This is a genomic window from Trinickia terrae (assembly GCF_005144415.1).
GTDB classification, from domain to species: Bacteria; Pseudomonadota; Gammaproteobacteria; order Burkholderiales; family Burkholderiaceae; genus Trinickia_A; species Trinickia_A terrae.
On the sequence record NZ_SWJE01000014.1, the window covers coordinates 207,733 to 229,776 of the forward strand.

General features: G+C 65.9%; 21 protein-coding genes. 6 read left to right on the forward strand and 15 right to left on the reverse strand.

The window, feature by feature from the left end; translation table 11 throughout:
• Window positions 1-10 precede the first annotated feature (10 nt).
• The 3 genes from metW to FAZ69_RS24410 all read right to left on the reverse strand — a co-directional run bounded on the left by metW (window position 11) and on the right by FAZ69_RS24410 (window position 3,056).
• Window positions 11-619 carry a methionine biosynthesis protein MetW gene (gene metW / locus FAZ69_RS24400; protein ID WP_136897659.1) on the reverse strand — a complete coding sequence of 203 codons (609 nt, stop codon included), beginning with the start codon at window positions 617-619 and terminating at the stop codon, window positions 11-13.
• The gene (metX, locus tag FAZ69_RS24405; protein WP_136897660.1) at window positions 616-1,761 is read right to left on the reverse strand and encodes a homoserine O-succinyltransferase MetX; all 1,146 of its coding nucleotides are present in this window, start codon (window positions 1,759-1,761) and stop codon (window positions 616-618) included. The genes metW and metX overlap by 4 nt, the downstream gene beginning before the upstream one ends.
• 344 nt (window positions 1,762-2,105) lie before the next feature.
• Window positions 2,106-3,056 carry a LysR family transcriptional regulator gene (locus FAZ69_RS24410; RefSeq protein ID WP_136897661.1) on the reverse strand — a complete coding sequence of 317 codons (951 nt, stop codon included), beginning with the start codon at window positions 3,054-3,056 and terminating at the stop codon, window positions 2,106-2,108.
• Window positions 3,057-3,188: 132 nt separating this feature from the next.
• Here FAZ69_RS24410 and FAZ69_RS24415 point away from each other — a divergent pair, with 132 nt between their 5' ends.
• Both FAZ69_RS24415 and FAZ69_RS24420 read left to right on the forward strand, forming a co-directional pair.
• Window positions 3,189-4,370, forward strand: a complete 1,182-nt coding sequence (locus tag FAZ69_RS24415) for a M20 aminoacylase family protein (RefSeq protein WP_136897662.1) — start codon at window positions 3,189-3,191, stop codon at window positions 4,368-4,370.
• A 31-nt stretch (window positions 4,371-4,401) separates the two neighbouring features.
• Window positions 4,402-5,778 (forward strand): MFS transporter, encoded by a 1,377-nt coding sequence (locus tag FAZ69_RS24420; protein ID WP_136897663.1) that lies wholly within the window; start codon window positions 4,402-4,404, stop codon window positions 5,776-5,778.
• 25 nt (window positions 5,779-5,803) lie between these two features.
• On the opposite strand, the gene slmA is transcribed toward FAZ69_RS24420, so the two are convergent.
• From slmA to argB, 3 genes are read right to left on the reverse strand one after another with little or no spacing between them, the layout of a single operon-like run.
• A complete protein-coding gene (slmA, locus tag FAZ69_RS24425) occupies window positions 5,804-6,487 on the reverse strand; it encodes a nucleoid occlusion factor SlmA (RefSeq protein ID WP_136897664.1) in 684 nt (227 codons plus the stop codon).
• A 49-nt stretch (window positions 6,488-6,536) separates the two neighbouring features.
• Complete coding sequence (locus FAZ69_RS24430; protein WP_136897665.1) at window positions 6,537-7,316, reverse strand: pyrimidine 5'-nucleotidase; 780 nt, start codon at window positions 7,314-7,316, stop codon at window positions 6,537-6,539.
• 49 nt (window positions 7,317-7,365) lie between these two features.
• Complete coding sequence (gene argB / locus FAZ69_RS24435) at window positions 7,366-8,265, reverse strand: acetylglutamate kinase (RefSeq protein ID WP_136897666.1); 900 nt, start codon at window positions 8,263-8,265, stop codon at window positions 7,366-7,368.
• A gap of 211 nt (window positions 8,266-8,476) precedes the next feature.
• On the opposite strand from argB, the gene FAZ69_RS24440 reads away from it, so the two are divergent.
• From FAZ69_RS24440 to FAZ69_RS24450, 3 genes are read left to right on the forward strand one after another with little or no spacing between them, the layout of a single operon-like run.
• On the forward strand, window positions 8,477-8,743 hold the full coding sequence (locus FAZ69_RS24440; RefSeq protein ID WP_136897667.1) for a cysteine-rich CWC family protein: 267 nt from the start codon (window positions 8,477-8,479) through the stop codon (window positions 8,741-8,743).
• Between the two features lie 15 nt (window positions 8,744-8,758).
• Complete coding sequence (locus tag FAZ69_RS24445; RefSeq protein ID WP_136897691.1) at window positions 8,759-10,054, forward strand: ATP-binding protein; 1,296 nt, start codon at window positions 8,759-8,761, stop codon at window positions 10,052-10,054.
• Window positions 10,051-10,593 (forward strand): response regulator transcription factor, encoded by a 543-nt coding sequence (locus tag FAZ69_RS24450; protein ID WP_136897668.1) that lies wholly within the window; start codon window positions 10,051-10,053, stop codon window positions 10,591-10,593. Before FAZ69_RS24445 ends, FAZ69_RS24450 begins: the two co-directional genes overlap by 4 nt.
• 90 nt (window positions 10,594-10,683) lie before the next feature.
• On the opposite strand, the gene hslU is transcribed toward FAZ69_RS24450, so the two are convergent.
• From hslU to FAZ69_RS24495, 9 genes are all read right to left on the reverse strand, one after another.
• On the reverse strand, window positions 10,684-12,033 hold the full coding sequence (gene hslU / locus FAZ69_RS24455) for an ATP-dependent protease ATPase subunit HslU (protein WP_136897669.1): 1,350 nt from the start codon (window positions 12,031-12,033) through the stop codon (window positions 10,684-10,686).
• A gap of 7 nt (window positions 12,034-12,040) precedes the next feature.
• Complete coding sequence (hslV, locus tag FAZ69_RS24460; protein ID WP_136897670.1) at window positions 12,041-12,577, reverse strand: ATP-dependent protease subunit HslV; 537 nt, start codon at window positions 12,575-12,577, stop codon at window positions 12,041-12,043.
• Between the two features lie 387 nt (window positions 12,578-12,964).
• Window positions 12,965-13,384, reverse strand: coding sequence for an RNA polymerase-binding protein DksA (gene dksA / locus FAZ69_RS24465; protein ID WP_136897671.1), 420 nt, complete (start codon window positions 13,382-13,384; stop codon window positions 12,965-12,967).
• 595 nt (window positions 13,385-13,979) lie between these two features.
• Window positions 13,980-15,053, reverse strand: a complete 1,074-nt coding sequence (locus tag FAZ69_RS24470; RefSeq protein WP_136897672.1) for a CobW family GTP-binding protein — start codon at window positions 15,051-15,053, stop codon at window positions 13,980-13,982.
• 182 nt (window positions 15,054-15,235) lie between these two features.
• Window positions 15,236-16,438 carry a class I SAM-dependent rRNA methyltransferase gene (locus FAZ69_RS24475; RefSeq protein ID WP_136897673.1) on the reverse strand — a complete coding sequence of 401 codons (1,203 nt, stop codon included), beginning with the start codon at window positions 16,436-16,438 and terminating at the stop codon, window positions 15,236-15,238.
• 63 nt (window positions 16,439-16,501) lie between these two features.
• The gene (gene xerC, locus FAZ69_RS24480) at window positions 16,502-17,431 is read right to left on the reverse strand and encodes a tyrosine recombinase XerC (protein ID WP_136897674.1); all 930 of its coding nucleotides are present in this window, start codon (window positions 17,429-17,431) and stop codon (window positions 16,502-16,504) included.
• Between the two features lie 56 nt (window positions 17,432-17,487).
• The gene (locus tag FAZ69_RS24485; protein ID WP_136897675.1) at window positions 17,488-18,213 is read right to left on the reverse strand and encodes a DUF484 family protein; all 726 of its coding nucleotides are present in this window, start codon (window positions 18,211-18,213) and stop codon (window positions 17,488-17,490) included.
• Between the two features lie 136 nt (window positions 18,214-18,349).
• Entirely contained in the window at window positions 18,350-19,225 is an 876-nt protein-coding gene (gene dapF / locus FAZ69_RS24490; RefSeq protein ID WP_136897676.1) for a diaminopimelate epimerase, read from the reverse strand.
• 91 nt (window positions 19,226-19,316) lie between these two features.
• A complete protein-coding gene (locus tag FAZ69_RS24495) occupies window positions 19,317-20,201 on the reverse strand; it encodes a lipid A biosynthesis lauroyl acyltransferase (RefSeq protein ID WP_136897677.1) in 885 nt (294 codons plus the stop codon).
• A gap of 289 nt (window positions 20,202-20,490) precedes the next feature.
• Here FAZ69_RS24495 and metK point away from each other — a divergent pair, with 289 nt between their 5' ends.
• Entirely contained in the window at window positions 20,491-21,678 is a 1,188-nt protein-coding gene (metK, locus tag FAZ69_RS24500) for a methionine adenosyltransferase (RefSeq protein WP_136897678.1), read from the forward strand.
• The last annotated feature ends 366 nt before the right edge of the window (window positions 21,679-22,044 follow it).

The window sequence follows — 22,044 nt, forward strand, 5'->3', positions numbered from 1 at the left end:
TTTGATGGGGCTACCCTTTTTTCACGCGATAGACCGCAAGACTACCACGCCAGTTGACGCCCCACCGCACGGTCTGGCCGCCGTGCAGTACGGCGCGGTCGAGGATCTCGATGCCGACTTCCGGCGCAAGCGCCTCGAAATCCTTGATCGTCAGCACGCGCACGTTCGGCGTGTTGTGCCACTGATAAGGCAGCGATTTCGACACCGGCATGCGTCCCTGTATCACCGACAGCCGGTGAGGCCAGTAGCCGAAGTTCGGGAACGAGACGATGCACTCTTTGCCGACGCGCACCGTCTCGCGCAGGATCGCGGCGGTCTGGTGGATCGTCTGCAGCGTCTGCGACAGGATCGCGAAGTCGAAGCTGCCGTCTTCGAAGAGACGCAGGCCGTCTTCGAGGTTCTGCTGGATCACGTTCACGCCGTTCTTCGCGCTGGCGAGCACACCGGCGTCGTTGATCTCGATGCCGTAGCCCGAGACTTCGAGCTCTTCGGTGAGCAGCCGCAGCAGCGTCCCGTCGCCGCAGCCGAGATCGAGCACCGTCGAGCGCGGCTCGACCCAGCGGGCGATGGCGCGGAAATCAGCGCGCGCGGTCAGATTGTCGATGGCTTGCTGATTCATGCGCCCACCTCCTCGGCAATGCGTTCGTAATAGGCGCGCATCAGGTTGTGATAGCGCGCGTCGTCGAGCAGGAAGGCGTCGTGGCCGTGCGGCGCGTCGATCTCCGCGTAGGTCACCTGCCGCTTGTGGTCGAGCAGCGCCTTCACGATCTCGCGCGAGCGCGCGGGCGCGAAGCGCCAGTCGGTCGAGAAGCTCGCGATCAGGTACTTGGCCGTGGTATGGGCGAGCGCGGCGGTCAGGTCGCCGTCGAACGTCTTGGCCGGGTCGAAGTAGTCGAGTGCGCGCGTGATGAGCAGGTAGGTGTTGGCGTCGAAGTAGTCGGCGAACTTGTCGCCCTGATAGCGCAGGTACGACTCCACTTCGAACTCGACGTCGAAATTGAAGTTGTATTCGTCGAGCGCGCCTTCCGCGCGGCGCAGCGCGCGGCCGAACTTGGCGGCCATGTCGTCGTCCGAGAGATACGTGATGTGGCCGATCATCCGTGCGACGCGCAAGCCGCGCTTCGGCTTCACGCCGTGCGCGTAGTAGTCGCCGCCGTGGAAGTCGGGGTCGGAGAGGATCGCCGAGCGCGCCACTTCATTGAACGCGATGTTTTGCGCCGAGAGCTTGGGCGTCGACGCGACCACGATGCAGTGGCCGAGGCGCTCCGGATACATCAGGCTCCAGGCGAGCGCCTGCATGCCGCCGAGGCTCCCGCCCATGACGGCCGCGAAGCGCTCGATGTTGAAGGCGTCGGCGACGCGCGCCTGCGCGCGCACCCAGTCCTCCACCGTCACCACAGGGAAGCTCGCGCCGTACGGCTTGCCCGTCTCGGGATTGATGCTCATCGGCCCGGTCGAGCCGAAGCAGGAGCCGAGGTTGTTCACGCCGATCACGAAGAAGCGGTTCGTATCGAGCGGCTTGCCGGGGCCGACCATGTTGTCCCACCAGCCGACGTTCTTGGGCTCGTCCGCGTAGACGCCCGCGACGTGATGCGACGCGTTCAGCGCATGGCAGACCAGCACGGCGTTCGAGCGCGCGGCGTTGAGCGTGCCGTAGGTTTCGACCATCAGCTCGTAGCTCGCAAGCGAGCTGCCGTTCTGCATGGCGAGCGGCTCGGTGAACCGCATTTTTTGTGGAGCGACGATACCGATCGATTCCATTCATTCCGCCTTCTGACAGGGCGGCTAAATGGTGTCGGCGATGCGCGAAGGGAGGGAGTGCGCGGCTGACGACCTCTTTAGCCGCATTTATAGTGAACCTCCGCGCATTGATTCTGCTGCGAAGGTTCGCGCGCCCGCAATCGAGTCAGCAAATCGGCGCGCTGTGAATTCCGCTGCATCTATGCGCAGCGGCTGTAACGACAGGTGGCAAAGTATAGCGGAAAAATATCCGCGGCGAGGACGCGGCAAGCGTAGTCCGCATTACGGCGACGGATTCCTTGCGCGGCCTCGATCGCGTCGCGGATGCTTGCGCCGATGCCTCACGCGGGGCGGGCCGCCTTCGCTCACAGCAGCAGCTCGATCGAATGGAACAGCCGCCGCTGCTCCGGATCGTCCGAGCGCGCGCCTTCGTCGATCGCTTCACGCAGGCATTCGAGGAAGCACGCCCCGGCGGGGCTCGGCGGCGCGCCGCGCCGCGAGACGACGCTCACGATCGTCTCGTCGACCGTCTCGCGCAGCGGCAGCGCGCGCAGGCTCTCCGTGCCGACGCCCACCTCGACGAGCGGCCACGGGAAGATGCTCAACATGTCGGTGTGTGCGAGCAGCCCGAGCACGATCGCAAACGAATGCGCGAGATGGATCGTCTGCGGCACGCGCATGCCGCGGCGGCGAAACACGTTCTCCGAGATCGGCTCGCGGCTCGCCGGATCCCAGTTCAGCACCCATTCGGCGTCCTCGAGCTCGAAGAGAGAGCGGCATTCGGCGAGCGGATGGCCGCGCCGCGCGACCACGGCCGAATGCGTCGAAAAAAGCGGCACGGCCTGGAACTCCGACTGCGGCGACGCGGGCGGCGGCCGGCCGATCGAGAAATCGAGGCTGCCGTCGCGCAGGCGCGGCTGGACGACGGCGAGCAGCCCCTCGAAGAACTCGAGCTGGACCTCCGGCATCCGCTGGCGGAAGCGCTGCACGGCGCCCGGCAGGAACGTCAGCGCGACCCACGGCGTGACGCCGATCGACAGCTTGCCGGCGCTCTTGCCGCGCATCGCGTCGAGCTCGGCCTCGGCGCGCGCGAGCTGGCCGAGCACGAGCCGCGCATGGACGACGAGCGCGCGGCCGTACTCGGTGAAGGTGATGCCGCTCGTGCCGCGGATCACGAGCGGCGCGCGCAGGTCGGCTTCGAGCTCGCGCACGGCCTTGGTCGCCGCGGCCGGCGAGACGCCGAGCGAGCGCGCGGCGGCGCGGATGCTGCCGGTATCGGCGATGGCCGCGAGCGTGGTGAGCTGGTGGAGTTTCATCGGGCGTTCCCGTTGGCGCCTGGCATGCCAAGTGGCAACCAACGGTTGCTGTCGCGACGATTTTACGCCCTGTGCGGGGGAAATATCGCTGGCTATGCTGCGGCGACATATCGCATCGACGGAGACAGCAGCATGAACACGATGGCAATCCCGGCCGGCATCGCCGATCTCGAAGAGGAAATGATCGCCTTGCGGCGCCGGATCCACGCCCACCCGGAGCTGGCCTACGAGGAAGCCGCAACCGGCGACCTCATCGCCGAGCGGCTTGAGCAATGGGGCTACACGGTCCATCGCGGGCTCGGCAAGACCGGCGTCGTGGGGCAACTGAAGGTGGGCAGCGGCGCGAAGCGCCTCGGCTTGCGCGCCGACATGGACGCGCTGCCGATCCACGAGCAGACCGGCCTGCCGTACGCGAGCGCGATCCCCGGCAAGATGCACGCATGCGGCCACGACGGCCACACGGCGATGCTGCTCGCGGCCGCCAAGCACCTCGCGCGCGAGAAGTCGTTCGACGGCACGCTGAACCTGATTTTCCAGCCGGCCGAGGAAGGGCTCGCCGGCGCGAAGAAGATGATCGAAGACGGCCTGTTCGAACGCTTCCCCTGTGATGCCGTGTTCGCGATGCACAACATGCCCGGCCATCCTACGGCCAAGTTCGGCTTTCTGCCGGGCTCGTTCATGGCGTCGTCCGACACGGTGATCGCCAGGGTGATCGGGCGCGGCGGCCACGGCGCGGTGCCGCACAAGGCGGTCGACCCGATCGTCGTGTGCGCGCAGATCGTGCTCGCGCTGCAGACGATCGTCTCGCGCAACGTCGCGCCGCTCGACATGGCGATCGTCACGGTCGGCGCGATTCACGCGGGCGAGGCGCCGAACGTGATTCCGGAGAGCGCGGAAATGCGCCTGTCGGTGCGCGCGTTGCGGCCCGAGGTCCGCGACCTGCTCGAACAGCGCATCACCGAAGTGATCCACGCGCAGGCCGCCGTATACGGCGCGCGCGCCGAGATCGATTACCAGCGCCGCTACCCGGTGCTCGTCAACGACGCCGGCATGACCGCCTTCGCGCGCCAGGTCGCGCTCGACTGGGTCGGCGAGAACGGGCTCATCGCCGATATGGAGCCGCTGACCGGCAGCGAGGACTTCGCCTTCCTGCTCGAACGCTGCGCGGGCAGCTACCTGATCATCGGCAACGGCGACGGGGAGGGCGGCTGCATGGTCCACAACCCCGGTTACGACTTCAACGACGACTGTCTCGCGACGGGCGCCGCCTATTGGGTCAAGCTCACCGAGGCCTTCCTCGCGAAAGCTGGCTGACCGCTGCTCCCACGATATCCCGGAGACAGATATGGATTCCTCCACCGCCCAGGCGACCGGCCCGCAGAGCGCCAGCGCCGCGCCACCTTCCGCGCCGGCCAAGCGCATCTCGCAGCCGAAGGCGATCGCCGCGATCACGATCGGCAACGGCCTCGAGTTTTTCGACTTCACGATCTACAGCTTCTTCGCGACCATCATCGGCAAGCTGTACTTTCCGGTGGAGGGCTCGCTCGCGCAACTGATGCTCGCGGCCGGCACCTTCGGTGTGGGCTTCATCATGCGGCCGATCGGCGGCGTGGTGCTCGGCGCCTATGCGGACCGCGCCGGCCGCAAGGCCGCGATGAGCCTCACGCTGTGGCTCATGACGCTCGGCTCGGCGATCATCGCGTTCGCGCCGACCTATGCGGCGATCGGCCTCGCCGCGCCCGCGCTCGTCATCCTCGCGCGGCTGATCCAGGGCTTTGCGATCGGCGGCGAAGTGGGCGCGTCGACCTCGCTTTTGCTCGAGTACGGCAGCGACCGCACGCGCGGCTTCTACGGCAGCTGGCAGTTCGTGAGCCAGGGCCTCAACACCGTGTGCGGATCGCTGCTCGGCGTGGTGCTGGCGTCGAGCCTATCGACGCCGTCGCTCGAAAGCTGGGGCTGGCGCATTCCGTTCGTGATCGGGATGGCGATGGGGCCGATCGGCACCTATATCCGGCGGCATCTCGACGAGACCCTGCCGGGTGTCGAGACGGACGAGCGTCATGCGCAGCTGAAGCAGGATGCCAAGCGTGCCGCGGAACCGGCTCTGGTCGTGCATCCCGCGCGCACGATCTTCCGCCACCATGCGGGCTCGATCGCGGCGGGCGTGGTGACGACGATCGGCGGCACTGCGGCGAACTACATCGTGCTGTTCTATCTGTCGACCTACGCGATCCGCATGCTGAACATGCCGATGTCGCTGGCGCTGTGGGCGTCGTGGACGGCGGCCTTGATGACGGTGATCTGCTCGCCGTTCGCGGGCATGCTGTCGGACCGGATCGGCCGCAAGCCGGTGCTCTGGGTGTCGCGCGTGCTGCTGGTGCTCGTGATCTATCCAGGCTTCATGCTGATCAATGCGTATCCGACGGTTCCTGTGCTGCTCGCGGTCGTCGCCGTGCTGGCCGTGCTCGTGGCGTTCACCGCGGTGCCGAACATCGTGATGCTGCCCGAGCTGTTTCCACGCGAGATCCGGGCAACTGGGATGTCGATCGTCTATTGCCTGGGCGTGTCGATATTCGGCGGCTTCGCGCAGTTTTTTGCCACGTGGCTGATCGAGCTGTCGGGCAATCCGCTCGCGCCGGCGTGGTACCTGATCGGCTGCGGGCTCGTGTCGCTGTTGGCGCTGCCGTTCATCCGCGAGACCGCGGGGCGGCCGATCGGCTGACCGCTCCGGAGCGTACTGACGCGGACTATTGCAGGATCAGCCGCAGTTGCGCGTCGGCGTGCTCGCCGGGCATGCGCGCAAAGCCGCTCTTCGTGTAGCGGTGCCAGCGGCCGAGCACATAGCTGATGATGAGGCTCGCGCGCACGGCGGGATCGTAATCGGCGGGCAGCGGCACCGGCGCGTCCGCGGATTTCTGGTTGAACTCCATCAGACCGAGCCGCAGGCACTGCTTGAGCGATGCCTCGATGCGCTCGAGCATCTGCGCGACACGCTCGGCGAGCCGTTCGTGCTCGCCGACGAGCGCTTCGCCCGTCAGTACCCGCGTCATGCCGGGATTTTTCGCGGAAAAATTGAGCAGCATCAAACCGATCGCGCGGGCCTGGAGTACGCCGTTCGGCTCCTTCTCCGTGATCTGGTTGACGAGGCCAAAAAAGGTCTCCTCGATGAACTCGATCAGCGCCTCGAACATCTGCGCTTTGCTCGCGAAATGCCGGTAGAGCGCGGCTTCCGACACGCCGAGGCGCGCGGCCAGTGCCGCTGTGGTGATCTTTTCGCTTTTTGGGGTCTCCAGCATCGCGGCCAGCGTCTGGAGGATGTGGACGCGCCGCTCGCCGGGCTTCAGGCGCGGCGCCCGCGCGCCGGCTGAATTGAGCTCTTCCGTGTGGTCTTGCTGGTCTACGCCCGCGTCATGCTTTTGAGTCGACTGCATTTTTGTCGCCCCGGTCCCATGCAAAGCTAGTTGAACGCCCCCACGCTCACTATCGTTCGCTGCCCGCCGAGGGGGCTGGCGCCTCCCTTGGGGCGGCCCGGCGGGAGGCGCGAGTACCCAGTCGAAGCGATTTTAGCGAACGAATGCGACGATCGACATAGTGGGGACGCCCGGTGCCGGGCAGACGGGCCGATGGGCCCGCCGCGCTCAGGTGGCCGACGATCCACACCGTTCGAATTCCGAGGCGCTTGTAGCGCTTCAGGTGCCCGCAGGTGTCCTCGACGAGGATCGCGTCGGCGAGCGGCACGTGGGCGTCGCGCATGTGGCGGCGCAGCATCGCGGCGTCGGGCTTCGCGCGCCAGGCGCGGCGGTCGCGCATGTGCTCGATCGCGATCACGCGCTCGAACAGGCGCTCGATGCCGAGCTCCCGCAGCACAACGCGCGCATACGCCTCGGGCGCGTTGGTCAGCACCATCTTGCGCCCCGGCAGCGCTGCGATGAGCCGGCCGAGACCGCGCTCCGCGCGCAGCATCGAACGCAGGTCGGGGAACGTGTGGACCGTTTTCAGGAAGTCGTGGGGGTCGATCGGATGATGCCGCTCGAGCCCGAGGAGCGCCGCGCCATAGCGCTGCGTATAGCCGGTGCGCAGGCGGTTCGCCACGTCGCGCTCGACTTGCAGCGCATCGATGATGTACTGCGTCATCGCCTGGTTGATCGCCGGGAAGATGGCGTGCGAGGCGTGGTGGAGGGTGTTGTCGAGGTCGAACAGCCAGACGGGGCGGCCGCCGGAGAAATGCGGCCGGCGCCGCTTGGAGCGAGAGGTGGTCATGGCGATGGGGCGCGGCGGCGGTGCGCCGCACCCGGCAGGCTCGATGCGCTCAATGCGAGCGGATCATCGTGCCGAACGGCTGCTCGGTCAGGATCTCGAGCAGCACCGAATGCTCGATCCGGCCGTCGATGATGTGCACCGAGCGCACGCCGCTCTTCGCTGCGTCGAGCGCCGACGCGATCTTCGGCAGCATGCCGCCGGAGATCGTGCCGTCGGCGAAGAGCGCGTCGATCTCGCGCGCCGACAGATCCGTCAGCAGGTTGCCTTCCTTGTCCATCACGCCGGGGATGTTGGTCATCATCACGAGCTTCTCGGCGTTCAGCACGACGGCGAGCTTGCCCGCGACGAGGTCCGCGTTGATGTTGTACGACAGGCCGTCTTCGCCGAAGCCGATCGGCGAGATCACGGGAATGAACGCGTCGTCCTGCAGCGCGCGCACGACCGCCGGGTTGATCGCCTCGACTTCGCCCACCTGCCCGATGTCGACGTACTGGCCGGGGTTGTCGCGGTCCGGCATCATCAGCTTGCGCGCGTGGATCAGGCCGCCGTCCTTGCCGGTCAAGCCGACCGCGTGGCCGCCGAAGTGATTGATGAGCGTGACGATGTCCTGCTGAACCTCGCCGCCCAGCACCCACTCGACGACTTCCATCGTCTCCTCGTCCGTGACGCGCATCCCCTGGATGAACGTGCCTTGCTTGCCGATTTTCTTGAGCGCCTGATCGATCTGCGGGCCGCCGCCGTGCACGATCACCGGGTTGATGCCGACCAGCTTCAGCAGAATGACGTCGCGCGCGAAGCCTTGCTTCAGGCGCTCTTCGGTCATTGCGTTGCCGCCGTATTTGATGACCACGGTCTTGCCGTGATACTGACGGATATAGGGCAGCGCTTCCGCGAGAATTTCGGCTTTCAGCGTGGGGGCGATCTGCGAGAGGTCGATGGGCTCGGACATGGCGGCAAGCTCTGACGAAACGAACGGTGAGGGACGGGCAAACCAGGGCGAATTGTACAGGACTGGCGCAGCGCAGCACGGTTTTCGCGGGTCGTCCAGACGGCATAGGACGGCGGTTTTCGCGCCTGCCTGCGGCGAGCCCCGCAAGGCGTGGCATCATGTGTCGAGCCGAGTGATCCGGCTTCCGTTTCGATTGTTGTTTCGACGCGTCATGACCCGCTCGAGCTCTTCGACTTCTCCTGCCTCACCGTCCGCCAGCCGCTCCGGCTCCTTAGCGAGCCCGAGCGCACGCTGCCCGCGCTGCGGGCGCGCATTCGACTGCGGCAGGCGCGCCGATCCTTCCGAGCCGTTCGAGTGCTGGTGCCGGGCGATGCCGGTTTTGCCGCCCGAGCGCTTGTTACCCGATATGCGTTGCCTGTGCCCCGAATGCCTCGCCGAAGCGATCGCCTCGGTGTCCCGCGAAGCGTCGAGCGGTTAAACTGGTGCGATGCACCTGCACCGAATAACCAATACCGGCCGCGTCAATCTCGCTCATCTGTTCTGGTTGCGCAGCCTGGCGATCATCGGCCAGCTCGTCACCATTGCCGTTGTGCAGATCTTCTTCGGCGTGCATCTGCCGCTGCCGGCGATGCTGATGGTGATCGCACTGGAGGTGGTCTTCAATGCGCTCACCTGGATTCGCGTGGCGCGCGCCCGGCCCGAGACCAACTTCGAGCTGCTCGGCCAGCTATGGGTCGACCTCGCCGCATTGTCCGCACTGCTCTTTCTATCCGGCGGCACCACCAATCCGTTCGTGTCGCTCTATTTGCCGTCGCTCGCGATCGCGGCGGCCGTCCTGCCGTGGCACTTGATGATCTGGCTCGCGGCGTTCGCGGTCTGCTGCTATGCGTCGCTCGGCTTCGATTCGATTCCGCTCAACATGGACAATCCCGCCAACCTGTTCGACTACTACCGGGCCGGCATGTGGGTGAACTTCATGGTGAGCGTCGGCCTGATCGCGTGGTTCGTCGCGCGCATGTCGAACGGGTTGCGCCTGCGCGACTCGGCGCTCGCCGATGCGCAGCAGCGTCTCTTGCGCGACGAGCGGGCCGTGGCGCTCGGCGTGCAGGCGGCGACGGTCGCCCACGAGATCGGCACGCCGCTTTCCACGATTGCGATGCTGTCCGAAGAATTGCGCGACGCCGCCCGCAGCGACAAGGGGCTCGCGCCGTATGCCGCCGATCTCGAAGTGTTCGAACAGCAGATGACGCTCTGTACCTCGGCGCTCGCGCGCTTGCGAAGCCGGGCGTCGCTGCCGTCGCACCGGCAGACGCTCGACGAGTGGCTCCAGAGCTTCGCGGCTCAGTGGCGGCTGCGCCACCCGCACGTGAAGTTCGAGCAGATCGGCGCGGCGCCGCAAGGCGTGTGGCTTGACGACACGGTCGCCGTCAGCCAGATTCTGACCATCTTGCTCGACAACGCCGCGCGCGCGAGCCGCGATCGCGTGACGCTCGCGGCGTCGAGCGTGCACGGCAAGGTCGAGTTCGAGGTATGCGATTCGGGGCCGGGCATTCCGCCGCAGCTGCGCGGCACGCTCGGCTCGATGCCGGTAGACAGCACGCAGGGCGGACACGGCGTAGGGCTCTATCTGGCTTTCACGGCTGCGGCGCGGCTTGGCGGCGAAATCGCGCTCGCCGACTGCAATCCGCGCGGCACGCGGGCGGTGCTCCGCCTGCCGGCCGCCAAAGGGGATACGAGCCTTGGTCAGGCCGCTTCCGCCACCACCGATACGAGGGAGAAAAACACATGAGCGATATGAATTTCCTGGTCATCGACGACGACGAGGTGTTCTCGGGCATTCTCGCCCGCGGTTTGACGCGCCGGGGCTACACGGTCCATACGGCGCCGAACGCCGAGGAGGCGATCAAGCTCGCCAACCAGCACAAGTTCGGGCAGATCACGGTCGACCTGCATCTGGGCGGCGATTCAGGCTTGAACCTCGTCGCGCCGCTGCGCGAGTTGCAGCCGGATGCGCGCATGCTGATTCTCACCGGCTACGCGAGCATCGCAACTGCGGTGCAGGCCGTGAAGGACGGCGCCGACAACTATCTGGCGAAGCCGGCGAACGTCGAGTCGATTCTGGGCGCATTGCAGCGGGAAGCGAGCGCGGTGCAGGCGGAGGAGGCGATCGAGCATCCGACGCTGCTGTCGGTCGCGCGGCTCGAGTGGGAGCACATCCAGCGGGCGCTGGCGGAGAACGGCGGCAATATCTCGGCGACGGCGCGCGCGTTGAACATGCACCGGCGCACGCTGCAACGCAAGCTCTCGAAGCGGCCGGTGAAGCAGTAACGTTTGTTGACGTTTTAACGAGCGTTGAATGCAAAATGGGCGGCCTCACGGGCCGCCCATTTTGCATCGGCAGAGCGCTTCAGTTGCGACTCAAAGCACGTAGCGCGACAGGTCTTCGCTTTGAGCGACTTCGTCGAGCGCCTGATCGACATAAGCCGCATCGATCTTCACGGCTTGGCCCGAGTGGTTGCCGGCCGCGAACGATACTTCCTCCAGCAGCTTCTCGATCACCGTATAGAGTCGGCGCGCACCGATGTTCTCGGTCTTCTCGTTGACCGCGAACGCGATTTCGGCCATCCGGCGGATGCCGTCGGCGGCGAACTCGAGCTGCACGTCTTCGGTGGCGAGCAGGGCTTGGTATTGCTTGACCAGGCTTGCATCTGTCGCGACGAGAATTGCTTCGAAGTCCTCAACCGACAGCGAATCGAGCTCGACGCGGATCGGGAAGCGCCCTTGCAGCTCGGGGATCAGGTCGCTGGGCTTCGACAGATGGAACGCGCCGCTCGCGATGAAGAGGATGTGATCGGTCTTCACCGTCCCGTACTTCGTGTTGATCGTCGTGCCTTCGACGAGCGGCAGCAGGTCGCGCTGCACGCCCTGGCGCGACACCTCGGCGCCGCCCGTTTCGCTGCGGGAGGCGATCTTGTCGATTTCGTCGAGAAACACGATGCCGTTCTGCTCGACGTTCTGAACGGCCTTCGCCTTCACTTCCTCGTCGTTGAGCATTTTCGACGCTTCTTCGTCGGTCAGGAGCTTCAGCGCTTCCTTGACCTTCAGCTTGCGGCGCGTCTTCTTGCCGCCGCCCAGGTTCGCGAACATCGAGCGGATCTGCTCGGTCATGTCTTCCATGCCCGGCGGGCCCATGATGTCCATGCCGATTTGCGGCGCCTCGACGTCGAGCTCGATTTCCTTGTCGTCGAGCGCGCCTTCGCGTAGACGCTTGCGGAAGGTCTGGCGCGTGGCGTTGCCTTCGTCGCCATGTTCGCTCGAGCTCGACGCCGCCGAGCCGAAACCAACCGGGCGCGCGGTCGGCAAGAGGATGTCGAGAATGCGGTCCTCGGCCTGGTCTTGCGCCTTCGTGCGGACCTTGCGCATCTCGGTCTGGCGCGTTTCCTTGACCGAGATTTCGATCAGGTCGCGCACGATGCTGTCGACGTCGCGGCCCACGTAGCCGACTTCGGTGAACTTGGTCGCTTCGATCTTGATGAACGGCGCGTCGGCGAGCTTGGCGAGACGTCGCGCGATTTCGGTCTTGCCGACGCCTGTCGGCCCGATCATCAGGATGTTCTTCGGCGTGATTTCCTGGCGCAGCGGCTCGGCGACCTGCTGGCGGCGCCAGCGATTGCGCAGCGCGACGGCGACGGCGCGTTTCGCGCGCTTCTGGCCGATGATGTGCTTGTCGAGTTCCGAGACGATCTCGGCCGGGGTCATAGTGCTCATCGTGTCCTCACTCGATCGTCTCGATGACGCGGTTATGGTTGGTATAGATACACATGTCACCGGCGATTTCCAAAGCCTTTTCGACGATGTCGCGCGCGGAAAGATCCGTGTTCTCGACGAGCGCGCGGGCCGCAGCCTGCGCGTAGGCGCCGCCCGAACCGATCGCGCAGATCCCGCCTTCGGGGTCGAGCACGTCGCCGTTGCCGGTGATGACGAGGGTGGTTTGCGCGTCGGCGGTGATCAGCATCGCTTCGAGGCGGCGCAGCATGCGGTCGGTGCGCCAGTCCTTCGCGAGCTCGACGGCGGAGCGCGTCAAGTTGCCCTGATGCTTTTCGAGCTTGGCTTCGAAACGGTCGAGCAGCGAAAACGCATCGGCCGTGCCGCCGGCGAAGCCTACGAGCACCTTGCCGTTGTAGATGCGCCGGACTTTCTTCGCGCCGCCTTTCATGACGATGTTGCCGAGCGTCACCTGGCCGTCGCCGCCGAGCGCGACCTTGTCGCCGCGCCGCACGGATACGATCGTCGTGCCGTGAAATTGCTCCATGTGCGTTCCTTAAGAAATGAGGGCCCCCGACGGGGCTGGCGTGTCACCCGGACGTACGCCAGAGGGCGGACGAGGCGCGGCTTCATGCGATGCGCGCGGCCTCGTGCGACGCGCGTCCGATTTATTTTAGGGCGGGCGCCGCTTTATCAAGAGTCAGCCAATAGGCATAGGACGGAAAAACGGCGCGAAGGTGCAGTAAAAGCTGCGCCGATTCATCGGCGGCTTTGCGCAAAGCGAAGGCAACTGCGGCGGATTCGTGTGCGGGGAACGGGATACGGCGGGGCGCGACGTACGCGCCTCAAAAGAAAAAAGGCGCGCGGTTCACCGTGCGCCTCTTCGACGAAGCAGCGTGTTGGGCGCGGCGAGCGGGCCGCGCGGTTTCGGCAATCAGTCGCCGAACAGCTTCTGGCGCAGCTCGCGCCGCTCCTGCGCTTCGAGCGACAGAGTGGCCGTGGGCCGTGCGATCAGGCGCGGAATGCCGATCGGCTCGCCGGTTTCCTCGCACCAGCCGTACTCGCCCGATTCGATGCGCGCGAGCGATTGCTGCACCTTCTTCAGCAGCTTGCGTTCGCGGTCGCGCGTACGCAGCTCGAGCGCGTGCTCTTCTTCGATCGTCGCGCGATCGGCCGGGTCCGGCACGATCACGGTTTCGCGCAGGTTCTCGGTCGTCTGGCCGGCATTGCGGAGGATTTCCGCCTGCAGCTGTTCGAGCCGGTTCTTGAAGAAAGCGAGCTGGTCCTCGTTCATGTAATCCTTCTCGCTCATCTTCAGGATTTCGGCTTCGGTCAAGAGTCGTTTCGTCGTCATCTGCGTGCTTCTTCAATGTGAGGCAAAACTCTTACATATTGCCCGCACTTTCGTGTTACCCGCAACCAGCCAATCCAAGCGCAGGCGAACACGGACGGTGGGCTGTCGTGACGCCCATCGCGCCGATGCGGGGCCGAACTCCTCTGGAAACCGATCCTCGGATGCCCCCGAGCATCTCGATGCCGGACTGCGCGCTCGCTAACCATCCGGCGTGCAAGCCGGCGCTTCGGCATTTTTCGGCATGATCCGGATGAGGTTTTCCGGCGCCGTTTCACGCCCGGCATGTCCAGACAATGCGCGGGCAAATCGTTGTCATTCTCCAGTGGGCACGTATTGTAACTGAATCACAATTCGGTTCTCCAACGGAAAAACCCACCTGCCGGATCGACGCGCCATCCCGAAAATATAGCGCGCGAGCCGCCAAAAAGCGATCACCATCCGGCCCCTTGTCTCATAGGGCTTACACCTGTTTTACCACGGGCGACGGGGGCGGCGGGCCGGTCTGGGTGCCGTAGCGCACACAAACCGGGCTTGTCAGCGGGGAAAGAAGCGGCTCGGGGCCTGCGATTGTTGCGAACAGGCCTTTCAGGCGCGTTCAGGCGAGGCAGGCGTCGAGGCCGTCGGTGATCAGGTCTTGCGGCAGATCGACGCCGATGAAGACCATCTTGTTGGTTTTCTTCTCGATCGGCAGCCATTTCGCGGCGAGGTCGCTGCCCATCATCTGGTGCACGCCCTGGAACACGACCTTGCGGTCGACGCCCTTCATATAGAGCACGCCCTTGTAGCGCAGCAGGCGCTCGCCGTAGATCTGCAGGATGCCGCCGAGGAAGTCCTCGAGCTTGTTCGCATCGAACGGGCGGTCGTTTCGGTACACGAACGACTTGATCTTGTCGTCGTGGTGCGCGTGGCGATGATTGTGATGTCCTTCGTGCTCGCAGTGCCCGTGATCGTGGTCGCAATGCTCGTGGTCATGATCGTGGCCATGGTCATGGGCGTGATGAGCGTGGTCGTGTTCGTCCTCGGCGAGGAAGTCTGGGTCGATCTCGAGCTTCGCGTTCAAGTTGAAGCCGCGCAGGTCGAAGATCTCCTTGATGTCGGCCTCGCCGAAGTTGACGACCTTGATCGTCGCTTTCGGGTTCATGTGCACAAGGCGGTGACGCAGGTCCGAAAGCGCCGCTTCGTCGACGAGGTCCGACTTCGTGACGAACAGGCGATCGGCGAAGCCCACTTGGCGCTGCACGACTTCGTGCTCGTCGAGCTGATTGTCGGCGTGCTTGGCGTCGACGAGCGTGATGATCGCGTCGAGCAGGAATTCGTCGGCGATTTCGCTGTCGATGAAAAATGTTTGCGCGACCGGGCCCGGGTTCGCGAGGCCCGTGGTCTCGATCACGACGCGGTCGAACTGGAGCTCGCCCGACTGCTTCTTCGCCGCCAGGTCGCCGAGCGCCCGCGCGAGGTCGCCGCGGATCGTGCAGCAGATGCAGCCGTTGCTCATCTGGACGATCTGCTCGGCCGAGTCTTGCACGAGGATCTCGTTGTCGATGTTCTCTTCGCCGAATTCGTTCTCGATCACGGCGATCTTCATGCCGTGCTTTTCGTTCAGGATGCGCTTGAGCAGCGTGGTTTTGCCGCTGCCTAGGAAGCCGGTCAGGATGGTGACGGGAATCATTGGAATCGCCTGTAGTACGTGAATCGTGAGTCGGTATCGATGCCGGCCGGGCCTGCGGCCGACCGCGCGGGTGCCCGGAGGGTGTCCGGGTGTCCAACAACCAGCTATTGAAGCATATCTGTCAAGTCCGCGTGGCCGACGGGTTGCGCCGGGCTTGTCGGATCCCCGCCAACTATGGGCGTTCAGGCGATTTGCAACAATAGGCCTTTCAGGTATTCCCCTTCCGGAAACGCGGTCAGCAGCGGGTGATCGACGCCCGCGCCGAGCCGCTTCAGGATGCGGGCGTCGACGCGCGCATCGGCCGCCGCGCCGGCGACGATCTTCTGAAACAGGTCGGAATCGATCGCGCCCGAGCACGAGTAGGTGAAGAGCAGCCCACCCGGGCGCAGCAGCTTGAAGCCAGTCAGGTTGATGTCCTTGTAGGCGCGCGCGGCGCGATCCACGTGCTCGCGCGACGGCGCGAATTTCGGCGGATCGAGCACGACGAGGTCGAAGCGCTCGCCGTCGTCGTAGAGGCGGCGCAGTGTCTTGAACGCGTCGGCGTCGAGCCATTCGGCGCGGGACGCGTCGAAATCGTTCGCGGCGACGTTTTGCTGCGCCAGCGCGAGCGCTTCGCCCGACGAATCGATCGACACGACGCGCTTCGCGCCCCCCTTCAACGCAGCCAGCGAAAAGCCGCCGGTGTAGCAGAAGCAGTTGAGCACGTCGCGGCCGGCGGCGTACGCCTGGACGAGCGCGCGGTTGTCGCGCTGGTCGACGTAGAAACCCGTCTTGTGGCCGCTGCGAACGTCGACGTGGTAGCGCACGCCGTTTTCGTTCGTGATGAGCGTATCCGGCGGTGGGTCGCCTGCGAGCACGCCGGTGGTCTGCGCGAGGCCTTCCTTTTCGCGGATCGACACGTCGGAGCGCTCGTAGACGTTCGGGCAGCCGGTCGCGCCGGTCAGCGCCGCGACGATCGCTTCCTTCCATGCCTCGACGCCCGCCGCCATGAACTGGCAGACGAGCTGGCCGCGTTTTTCGGCGGCGTCCGTGACGTAGTAATCGACGACCAGCCCCGGCAGGCCGTCCGCTTCGCCGAAGATCAGCCGCACCGCGCCTGTCCCCTGGACGAGCGCCTGCCGGTGCGCGAGCGCGCGCTGCACGCGGCGCTTGAAGAACGCGTGATCGATCGGCTCGGCTTCGTCGAAACTCCAGACACGCACGCGGATCTGCGACTGCGGGCTGTACGCCGCGCGCGCGAGAAAACGCCCGTCGTGTGCGCGCACGACAACGGTGGCGCCCGGGGCGGGTTTGCCGTCGATGCGGTCGATCGCGTTCGCATAAACCCACGGATGGCGGCGCAGCAGCGATTTTTCCTTCGACGGTTTCAGCGTTACGGTATTCATAAATGATCAAAAGCTAGGTTTTGGCCGCGCGGATCGTGCGTGGCGGGGGCGGTTCAAAGACGCTCAATCGCGCTTCTTCGCCCGCGGATGCGCCTTGTCGTACACCTGCGCGAGATGCTGGAAATCGAGCGCCGTATAGACCTGCGTCGCGGTGATGCTCGCGTGGCCGAGCAGCTCCTGCACCGCGCGCAGGTCGCCGCTCGATTGCAGCACATGCGTCGCGAACGAATGGCGCAGCACGTGCGGATGCACGTTGGCCGGAATGCCGGCCGCAAGCGCTGCGCGCTTCACCCGGTCGCGCACGACGTTCGGCGACATCCGGTTGCCGCGCGCCGACAGAAAGAGCGGATGCGGATCGAGCTTCACGAACTCTCCGCGCGCGGCGAGCCACGCGGTGAGCGCGGCGAGCGCCTTGCTGCCGACCGGCACCGTGCGCCGCCGGTTGCCCTTGCCGAGCACCGTCACCTCGGCCGATTGCAAGTCGAGCCAGCCGGCCGAGCGGTAGCCGTCGGCATCGGCGAAGGCGACATCGAGCCCGACCAGCTCGGCCAGGCGCAGCCCCGACGAGTAGAACAGCTCGAGCATCGCGTGATCGCGCAGGTCTTCGGTGTTCGGCGCGGCGGACGCTTCCATCAGCCTGTTGGCGTCGTCGACCGAGAGCGCTTTCGGCAGCGTCTTCGCCTGCTTGGGCGCGCGCACGGCCGCGACGGGGTTCGCAGGCAGCTCGATGCGCCCCGCCAGCCAGCGATAGAACGCGCGCCATGCCGAGAGGCGATGCCCGATCGAGCGCGCCGACAGCCCGCCGGCATGCGCGCGAACGACGGCGCCGCGCATGTCGGTGGCAGAGAGGCTTTCGAGCGGGCGGCCTTTGGCGAGCTTCTTCAGTTCGTCGAGCTCGTGCGTGTAGGCGCGCAGCGTATGCGCCGACAGCCGCCGCTCGTGCTCGAGGCTCGACAGATAGGCGGCGATCGGGTCGTTGTCGGCCGCGGTCACGGGGTGAGGTCCGGAAAGGGCGATGAGAGCGGTTTGGGCGGCGCGCGGCAAACGCGTCAGTGCGCGAGCAGCCGGCTCAGCGCCGCGCTGGCGAGCCCGCCGATCTGGGCGAGAAAATCGGTCGCCATGCCTTCGTGGAAGCGGCGCGGGTCCGGCGAGCCCATCACGAGCAGGCCGAAGGCGGCGCCTTCGTCGCCCGCGCGCGGGTCGCGCAGCGCGACGAGCGCGATCGATTGTGTTGCGGCGTAGTCGGCCGTGGCGGGGACAACGGCGGGATCGCCGGCCGCCGTGGCGGACTCGCCCGGCGCGGCGAGCCACTGCGCCGCCTCGAATCCGGTGTTCGCGCCGCAATAGGGCGCGGCCAGGCTGTTCGCGAAGATCCGCACTTCCTCGCCGACGTGGCGCGCGAATTCCGCTTCGCGGTACGGTTCGGCCAGATCCCAGACGCGCAGCGCCGCCTGCGGCACCTCGAACACCTCGGTCAGCCCTTGCGACACGGCGCGCGGCAGCGCATAGCCGTCGCGCTCGGCCATCACGCGCATCGTCCAGCGGTTGAACTTGGTCGCGATGCTGTCGTTCTCGTGGCCGTAGCGCAGCAACTCGGCGAGACGCCGCTCGAGATGCTTGTTCTTCTCGCGCAGCATTTCCATCTGCCGCTCCTGCAACGACACTGCGGCCTTGCCGTGTGGGTTCGCCAGCCGGATCGTCGCGAGCAGCTCGGCGTGCTCGTCGAAGAATCCGGGGTTGGCGAGCAGGTATTCAGCAACTTCGCGATCGTTCATGGTCTCGACAGGCAATAAGGAATGCGCAGGGAATCGGTTGGATGAGGGCTGGGTCAGCACGCGCCGGGCCGCCCCAAGCGTGCTGACAGCCCCCTCGGGGGGCAGCGAACGAAGAGAGCGTGGGGGCGTTTCATCTTTAGTCGGCGATCTCGATCTCGCCTTCGAAGACGGTCGCCGCGGGGCCGGCCATCGTCAGCGGGGCGGCTTCGTCGCGCGCGCCGCCCCAGGCGATCGTAAGCAGGCCGCCGTGCGCGTGCACGATGACGGGCGAATCGAGCAGGCCGCGGCGGATGCCGGCGGCCACCGCCGCGCAGGCGCCGGTGCCGCAGGCGAGCGTCTCGCCGGCGCCGCGCTCGAACACGCGCAGCTTGATCTCGCTGCGCGACACGATCTGCATGAAGCCGGCGTTCACGCGCTGCGGGAAGCGCGGATGCGTCTCGACGGCGGGGCCGACCGTGCCGACCGGATATTGCTCGACGTCGTCGACCACTTGCACCGCATGCGGATTGCCCATCGAGACGACCGAGATCCAGCGCGTCTCGCCGCCCACGCCGGGGAGCGCGAGCGGCCAGAGCGTATCGTTGCCCTCGCGGCGGCCTTCGAGGCCGCTCGCATCGAACGGCACGCGCGCCGGCTCGAACACCGGCTGGCCCATGTCGACGACGACCTCGCCGTTCTCCTGCATCGTCAGCGTGATGACGCCGTTCTGCACCTGCACGCGCACGCTGCGTTTGTCGGTGAGGCGCGTGTCGCGCACGAATTTGACGAAGCAGCGCGCGCCGTTGCCGCAGTGCTCGACCTCGCCGCCGTCGCAATTGAAGATTCGGTACTTGAAATCGACGCTGTCGATCGTCGGCCGCTCGACGAGCAGCAACTGATCGGCGCCGACGCCGAAATGCCGGTTCGCGAGCGCGCGCACCTGGGCGCTCGTCAGCGCGAGCGGCCGGGTGTAGCCGTCGAGCACGACGAAGTCGTTGCCCGCGCCATGCATTTTGGTGAATTTGAGCTTCATGGGCGCTATTGTAAGTGACTCGGGTAACCGCGTAGGCGTGGAAAAGGGCGTGTAGGGCCTGCGATTGCCGCTATGGGGCGCGACGCCCGCATCAATAGAGGCTGGGCTCGCCTTCGGGACGCGTCTTGAAGCGCTTGTGCACCCAGTAATACTGCTCGACGATCGGCGGAATCAGCTCCTCCAGGAACGCGTTCATGCGGCGGGCGTCGATATCGTCGTCGCCGCTCGGGTAGTTCTCCCACGGCTTGAACACCTTGAGCCGGTATCCCTTGTAGTTCGGCAGCACCTCGCCGATGAACGGCAGGATCTGCGCGTTGCCCACCTTCGCGAAGCGGCCGACCGCGGTCAGCGTGCAGGCCGGAACCCCGAAGAAGGGCACGAACGTCGAGTTGCGCAGGCCGTAGTCCATGTCGGCGCCGAGCATCACCGGCTTCTTCTCGCGCAGCCAGCGCAGCACGACGCGCGCGCTGTCGGCGCGGCTCGCCATGTCCGCGCCGAAACGGCCGCGCGCTTGCTTGGCGGCTTCGTCCAGCTCCGGGTTCTTCATCGGCGTATAGAGCGAGCCGCAACGGCGCCGCAGCGCGTGATTGATGAAGATCGAGCCGGCCTCGATGCCGACGAAGTGAAACCCGAGCAGCAGCGTCGGCGGCATGTCGGGGTCGGTCAGGTCGACTTCGCTGTCCACCTGGACCAGCTTTTCGAGCTTCTCCTGCGAGCCGAACCATTGGACGCTCCGCTCGACGTAACTGCGGATCGCATGCCGGAAGTGCTTCTGCGCGATCTCCTCGCGCTTTTCGTCGCTCCAGCCGGGAAAGCAGAGCTTCAGGTTGATGTGGACGACGCGGCGGCGGCGGCTTGGGATCTGATAGAGCAGCCAGCCCAGCCCGTCGCCCAAGCGCGCGACGAAGCCGTACGGGAGGATCGCCAGAAATTTCAGCAGGCCGATGGCCAGCTTGGTCCCGAGGCGCCCTAGCATGCCGCGGCTCCCCGAGGAGCGGCCGCCGCACGATTCGCGCGCGCGCCTGACGCGGATTGATGAAGAAACATCGAAACGAAATGTGGATACCGCACGCGTGCACGTCCTGTGACAATTCCGAGAAGCCGCTATAATACGGGCTTCGCCGAGTTAACTGACAACTTGCGGGGCGAAGCCGCCAGGGCGCCTAGAGCGTCCGGACGGTCCAGGAAATCCGCTAAAGCGTCGCCGCTTCAGGCTCCCGAAGTTGGCTACGTGAAAACTCACCGTAACCTTGGAGTCTGCAAAAGTGGCTAACGACTATCTCTTCACGTCCGAATCCGTTTCCGAAGGGCATCCCGACAAGGTCGCCGACCAAATCTCGGACGCGATTCTCGACGCAATCCTCACGCAAGACAAATACTCCCGCGTTGCCGCCGAAACGCTGTGCAACACGGGTCTCGTCGTGCTCGCCGGTGAAATCACCACGACCGCCAACGTCGATTACATCCAGGTCGCGCGCGACACCATCAAGCGCATCGGCTACGACAACACCGACTACGGCATCGACTACAAGGGCTGCGCGGTGCTCGTCGCCTACGACAAGCAATCGCCGGACATCGCCCAGGGCGTCGATCGCGCGCACGACGACAACCTCGATCAAGGCGCCGGCGACCAGGGCCTGATGTTCGGCTACGCCTGCGACGAAACGCCCGAGCTGATGCCGCTGCCGATCCACCTGTCGCACCGCCTCGTCGAGCGCCAGGCAAGCCTGCGCCGCGACGGCCGCCTGCCCTGGCTGCGCCCGGACGCGAAGTCGCAGGTCACCGTGCGCTACGTCGACGGCAAGCCGTACTCGATCGACACCGTCGTGCTGTCGACGCAGCACGCACCCGAGATCGAGCTCTCGACGCTGCGCGAAGCGGTGATCGAAGAGGTCATCAAGCCGACCCTGCCCGCCGAGCTGATCAAGGGCGACATCAAGTTCCTCGTCAATCCGACCGGCCGGTTCGTGATCGGCGGCCCGCAGGGCGACTGTGGCCTGACGGGCCGCAAGATCATCGTCGACACCTACGGCGGCGCGGCTCCGCACGGCGGCGGCGCGTTCTCGGGCAAGGACCCGTCGAAGGTGGACCGCTCGGCCGCTTACGCCGGCCGCTATGTCGCGAAGAACATCGTGGCCGCGGGCCTCGCGTCGCGTTGCCTGATTCAGGTGTCGTACGCGATCGGCGTGGCGCAGCCGACTTCGGTGATGGTCAACACGTTCGGCACGGGCCGCGTGTCCGACGCGACGATCACGAAGCTCGTGCGCGAGCACTTCGACCTGCGTCCGAAGGGCATCATCCAGATGCTCGACCTGCTGCGTCCGGTTTACGAGAAGACTGCGGCTTATGGCCACTTTGGCCGCGAAGAGCCGGAATTCTCGTGGGAAGCGACCGACAAGGCGCTGGTCCTCGCGGAAGCGGCCGGTACGGAATCCGTGGCCGCCGTGGCGTAAACCGCTTTGATGTGACGCGCTTCGCGATTGGATGGTGCGAAGCGCAGTCGATAAAAAACCCCGATGCTTGCATCGGGGTTTTTTTCGTTGTGCGCCCGGCATGGGCGCAGTCCTGCGGGTGCAAGTCCCGCCATAAGCTGGTCACGGCGAATGAAGCGAAGCGCAACTGCATGAGGGCGACCGAGTGTGGGGAGGAAGCGTGGAGCGTAAATCGCGAGCCGATGGACAAGAACTGCATAGAAGGCGCTGCCGAGCAGGGCGAGCGGGCAACGAACCGCAAAGCTCTCGTGACCAAGGCGAAGCGGCGTAAATGCGGCGGCTGTGCGATGAAGGAGTGCGTTCTTACCTGGGGAGATCTCGCCTTGT

Excerpts from the sequence above, each read along its gene's own strand:
- FAZ69_RS24495 (WP_136897677.1), bottom strand. The coding sequence starts at position 20,201 with ATGCTAGGGCGCCTCGGGACCAAGCTGGCCATCGGCCTGCTGAAATTT.
- FAZ69_RS24440 (WP_136897667.1), top strand. The coding sequence starts at position 8,477 with ATGACCCGCTCGAGCTCTTCGACTTCTCCTGCCTCACCGTCCGCCAGC.
- hslV (WP_136897670.1), bottom strand. The coding sequence starts at position 12,577 with ATGGAGCAATTTCACGGCACGACGATCGTATCCGTGCGGCGCGGCGAC.
- hslU (WP_136897669.1), bottom strand. The coding sequence starts at position 12,033 with ATGAGCACTATGACCCCGGCCGAGATCGTCTCGGAACTCGACAAGCAC.
- dapF (WP_136897676.1), bottom strand. The coding sequence starts at position 19,225 with ATGAAGCTCAAATTCACCAAAATGCATGGCGCGGGCAACGACTTCGTC.
- dksA (WP_136897671.1), bottom strand. The coding sequence starts at position 13,384 with ATGACGACGAAACGACTCTTGACCGAAGCCGAAATCCTGAAGATGAGC.
- FAZ69_RS24485 (WP_136897675.1), bottom strand. The coding sequence starts at position 18,213 with ATGAACGATCGCGAAGTTGCTGAATACCTGCTCGCCAACCCCGGATTC.
- FAZ69_RS24410 (WP_136897661.1), bottom strand. The coding sequence starts at position 3,056 with ATGAAACTCCACCAGCTCACCACGCTCGCGGCCATCGCCGATACCGGC.
- FAZ69_RS24420 (WP_136897663.1), top strand. The coding sequence starts at position 4,402 with ATGGATTCCTCCACCGCCCAGGCGACCGGCCCGCAGAGCGCCAGCGCC.
- argB (WP_136897666.1), bottom strand. The coding sequence starts at position 8,265 with ATGTCCGAGCCCATCGACCTCTCGCAGATCGCCCCCACGCTGAAAGCC.
- FAZ69_RS24470 (WP_136897672.1), bottom strand. The coding sequence starts at position 15,053 with ATGATTCCCGTCACCATCCTGACCGGCTTCCTAGGCAGCGGCAAAACC.
- FAZ69_RS24475 (WP_136897673.1), bottom strand. The coding sequence starts at position 16,438 with ATGAATACCGTAACGCTGAAACCGTCGAAGGAAAAATCGCTGCTGCGC.
- FAZ69_RS24430 (WP_136897665.1), bottom strand. The coding sequence starts at position 7,316 with ATGACCACCTCTCGCTCCAAGCGGCGCCGGCCGCATTTCTCCGGCGGC.
- slmA (WP_136897664.1), bottom strand. The coding sequence starts at position 6,487 with ATGCAGTCGACTCAAAAGCATGACGCGGGCGTAGACCAGCAAGACCAC.
- metX (WP_136897660.1), bottom strand. The coding sequence starts at position 1,761 with ATGGAATCGATCGGTATCGTCGCTCCACAAAAAATGCGGTTCACCGAG.
- metW (WP_136897659.1), bottom strand. The coding sequence starts at position 619 with ATGAATCAGCAAGCCATCGACAATCTGACCGCGCGCGCTGATTTCCGC.
- FAZ69_RS24415 (WP_136897662.1), top strand. The coding sequence starts at position 3,189 with ATGAACACGATGGCAATCCCGGCCGGCATCGCCGATCTCGAAGAGGAA.
- FAZ69_RS24450 (WP_136897668.1), top strand. The coding sequence starts at position 10,051 with ATGAGCGATATGAATTTCCTGGTCATCGACGACGACGAGGTGTTCTCG.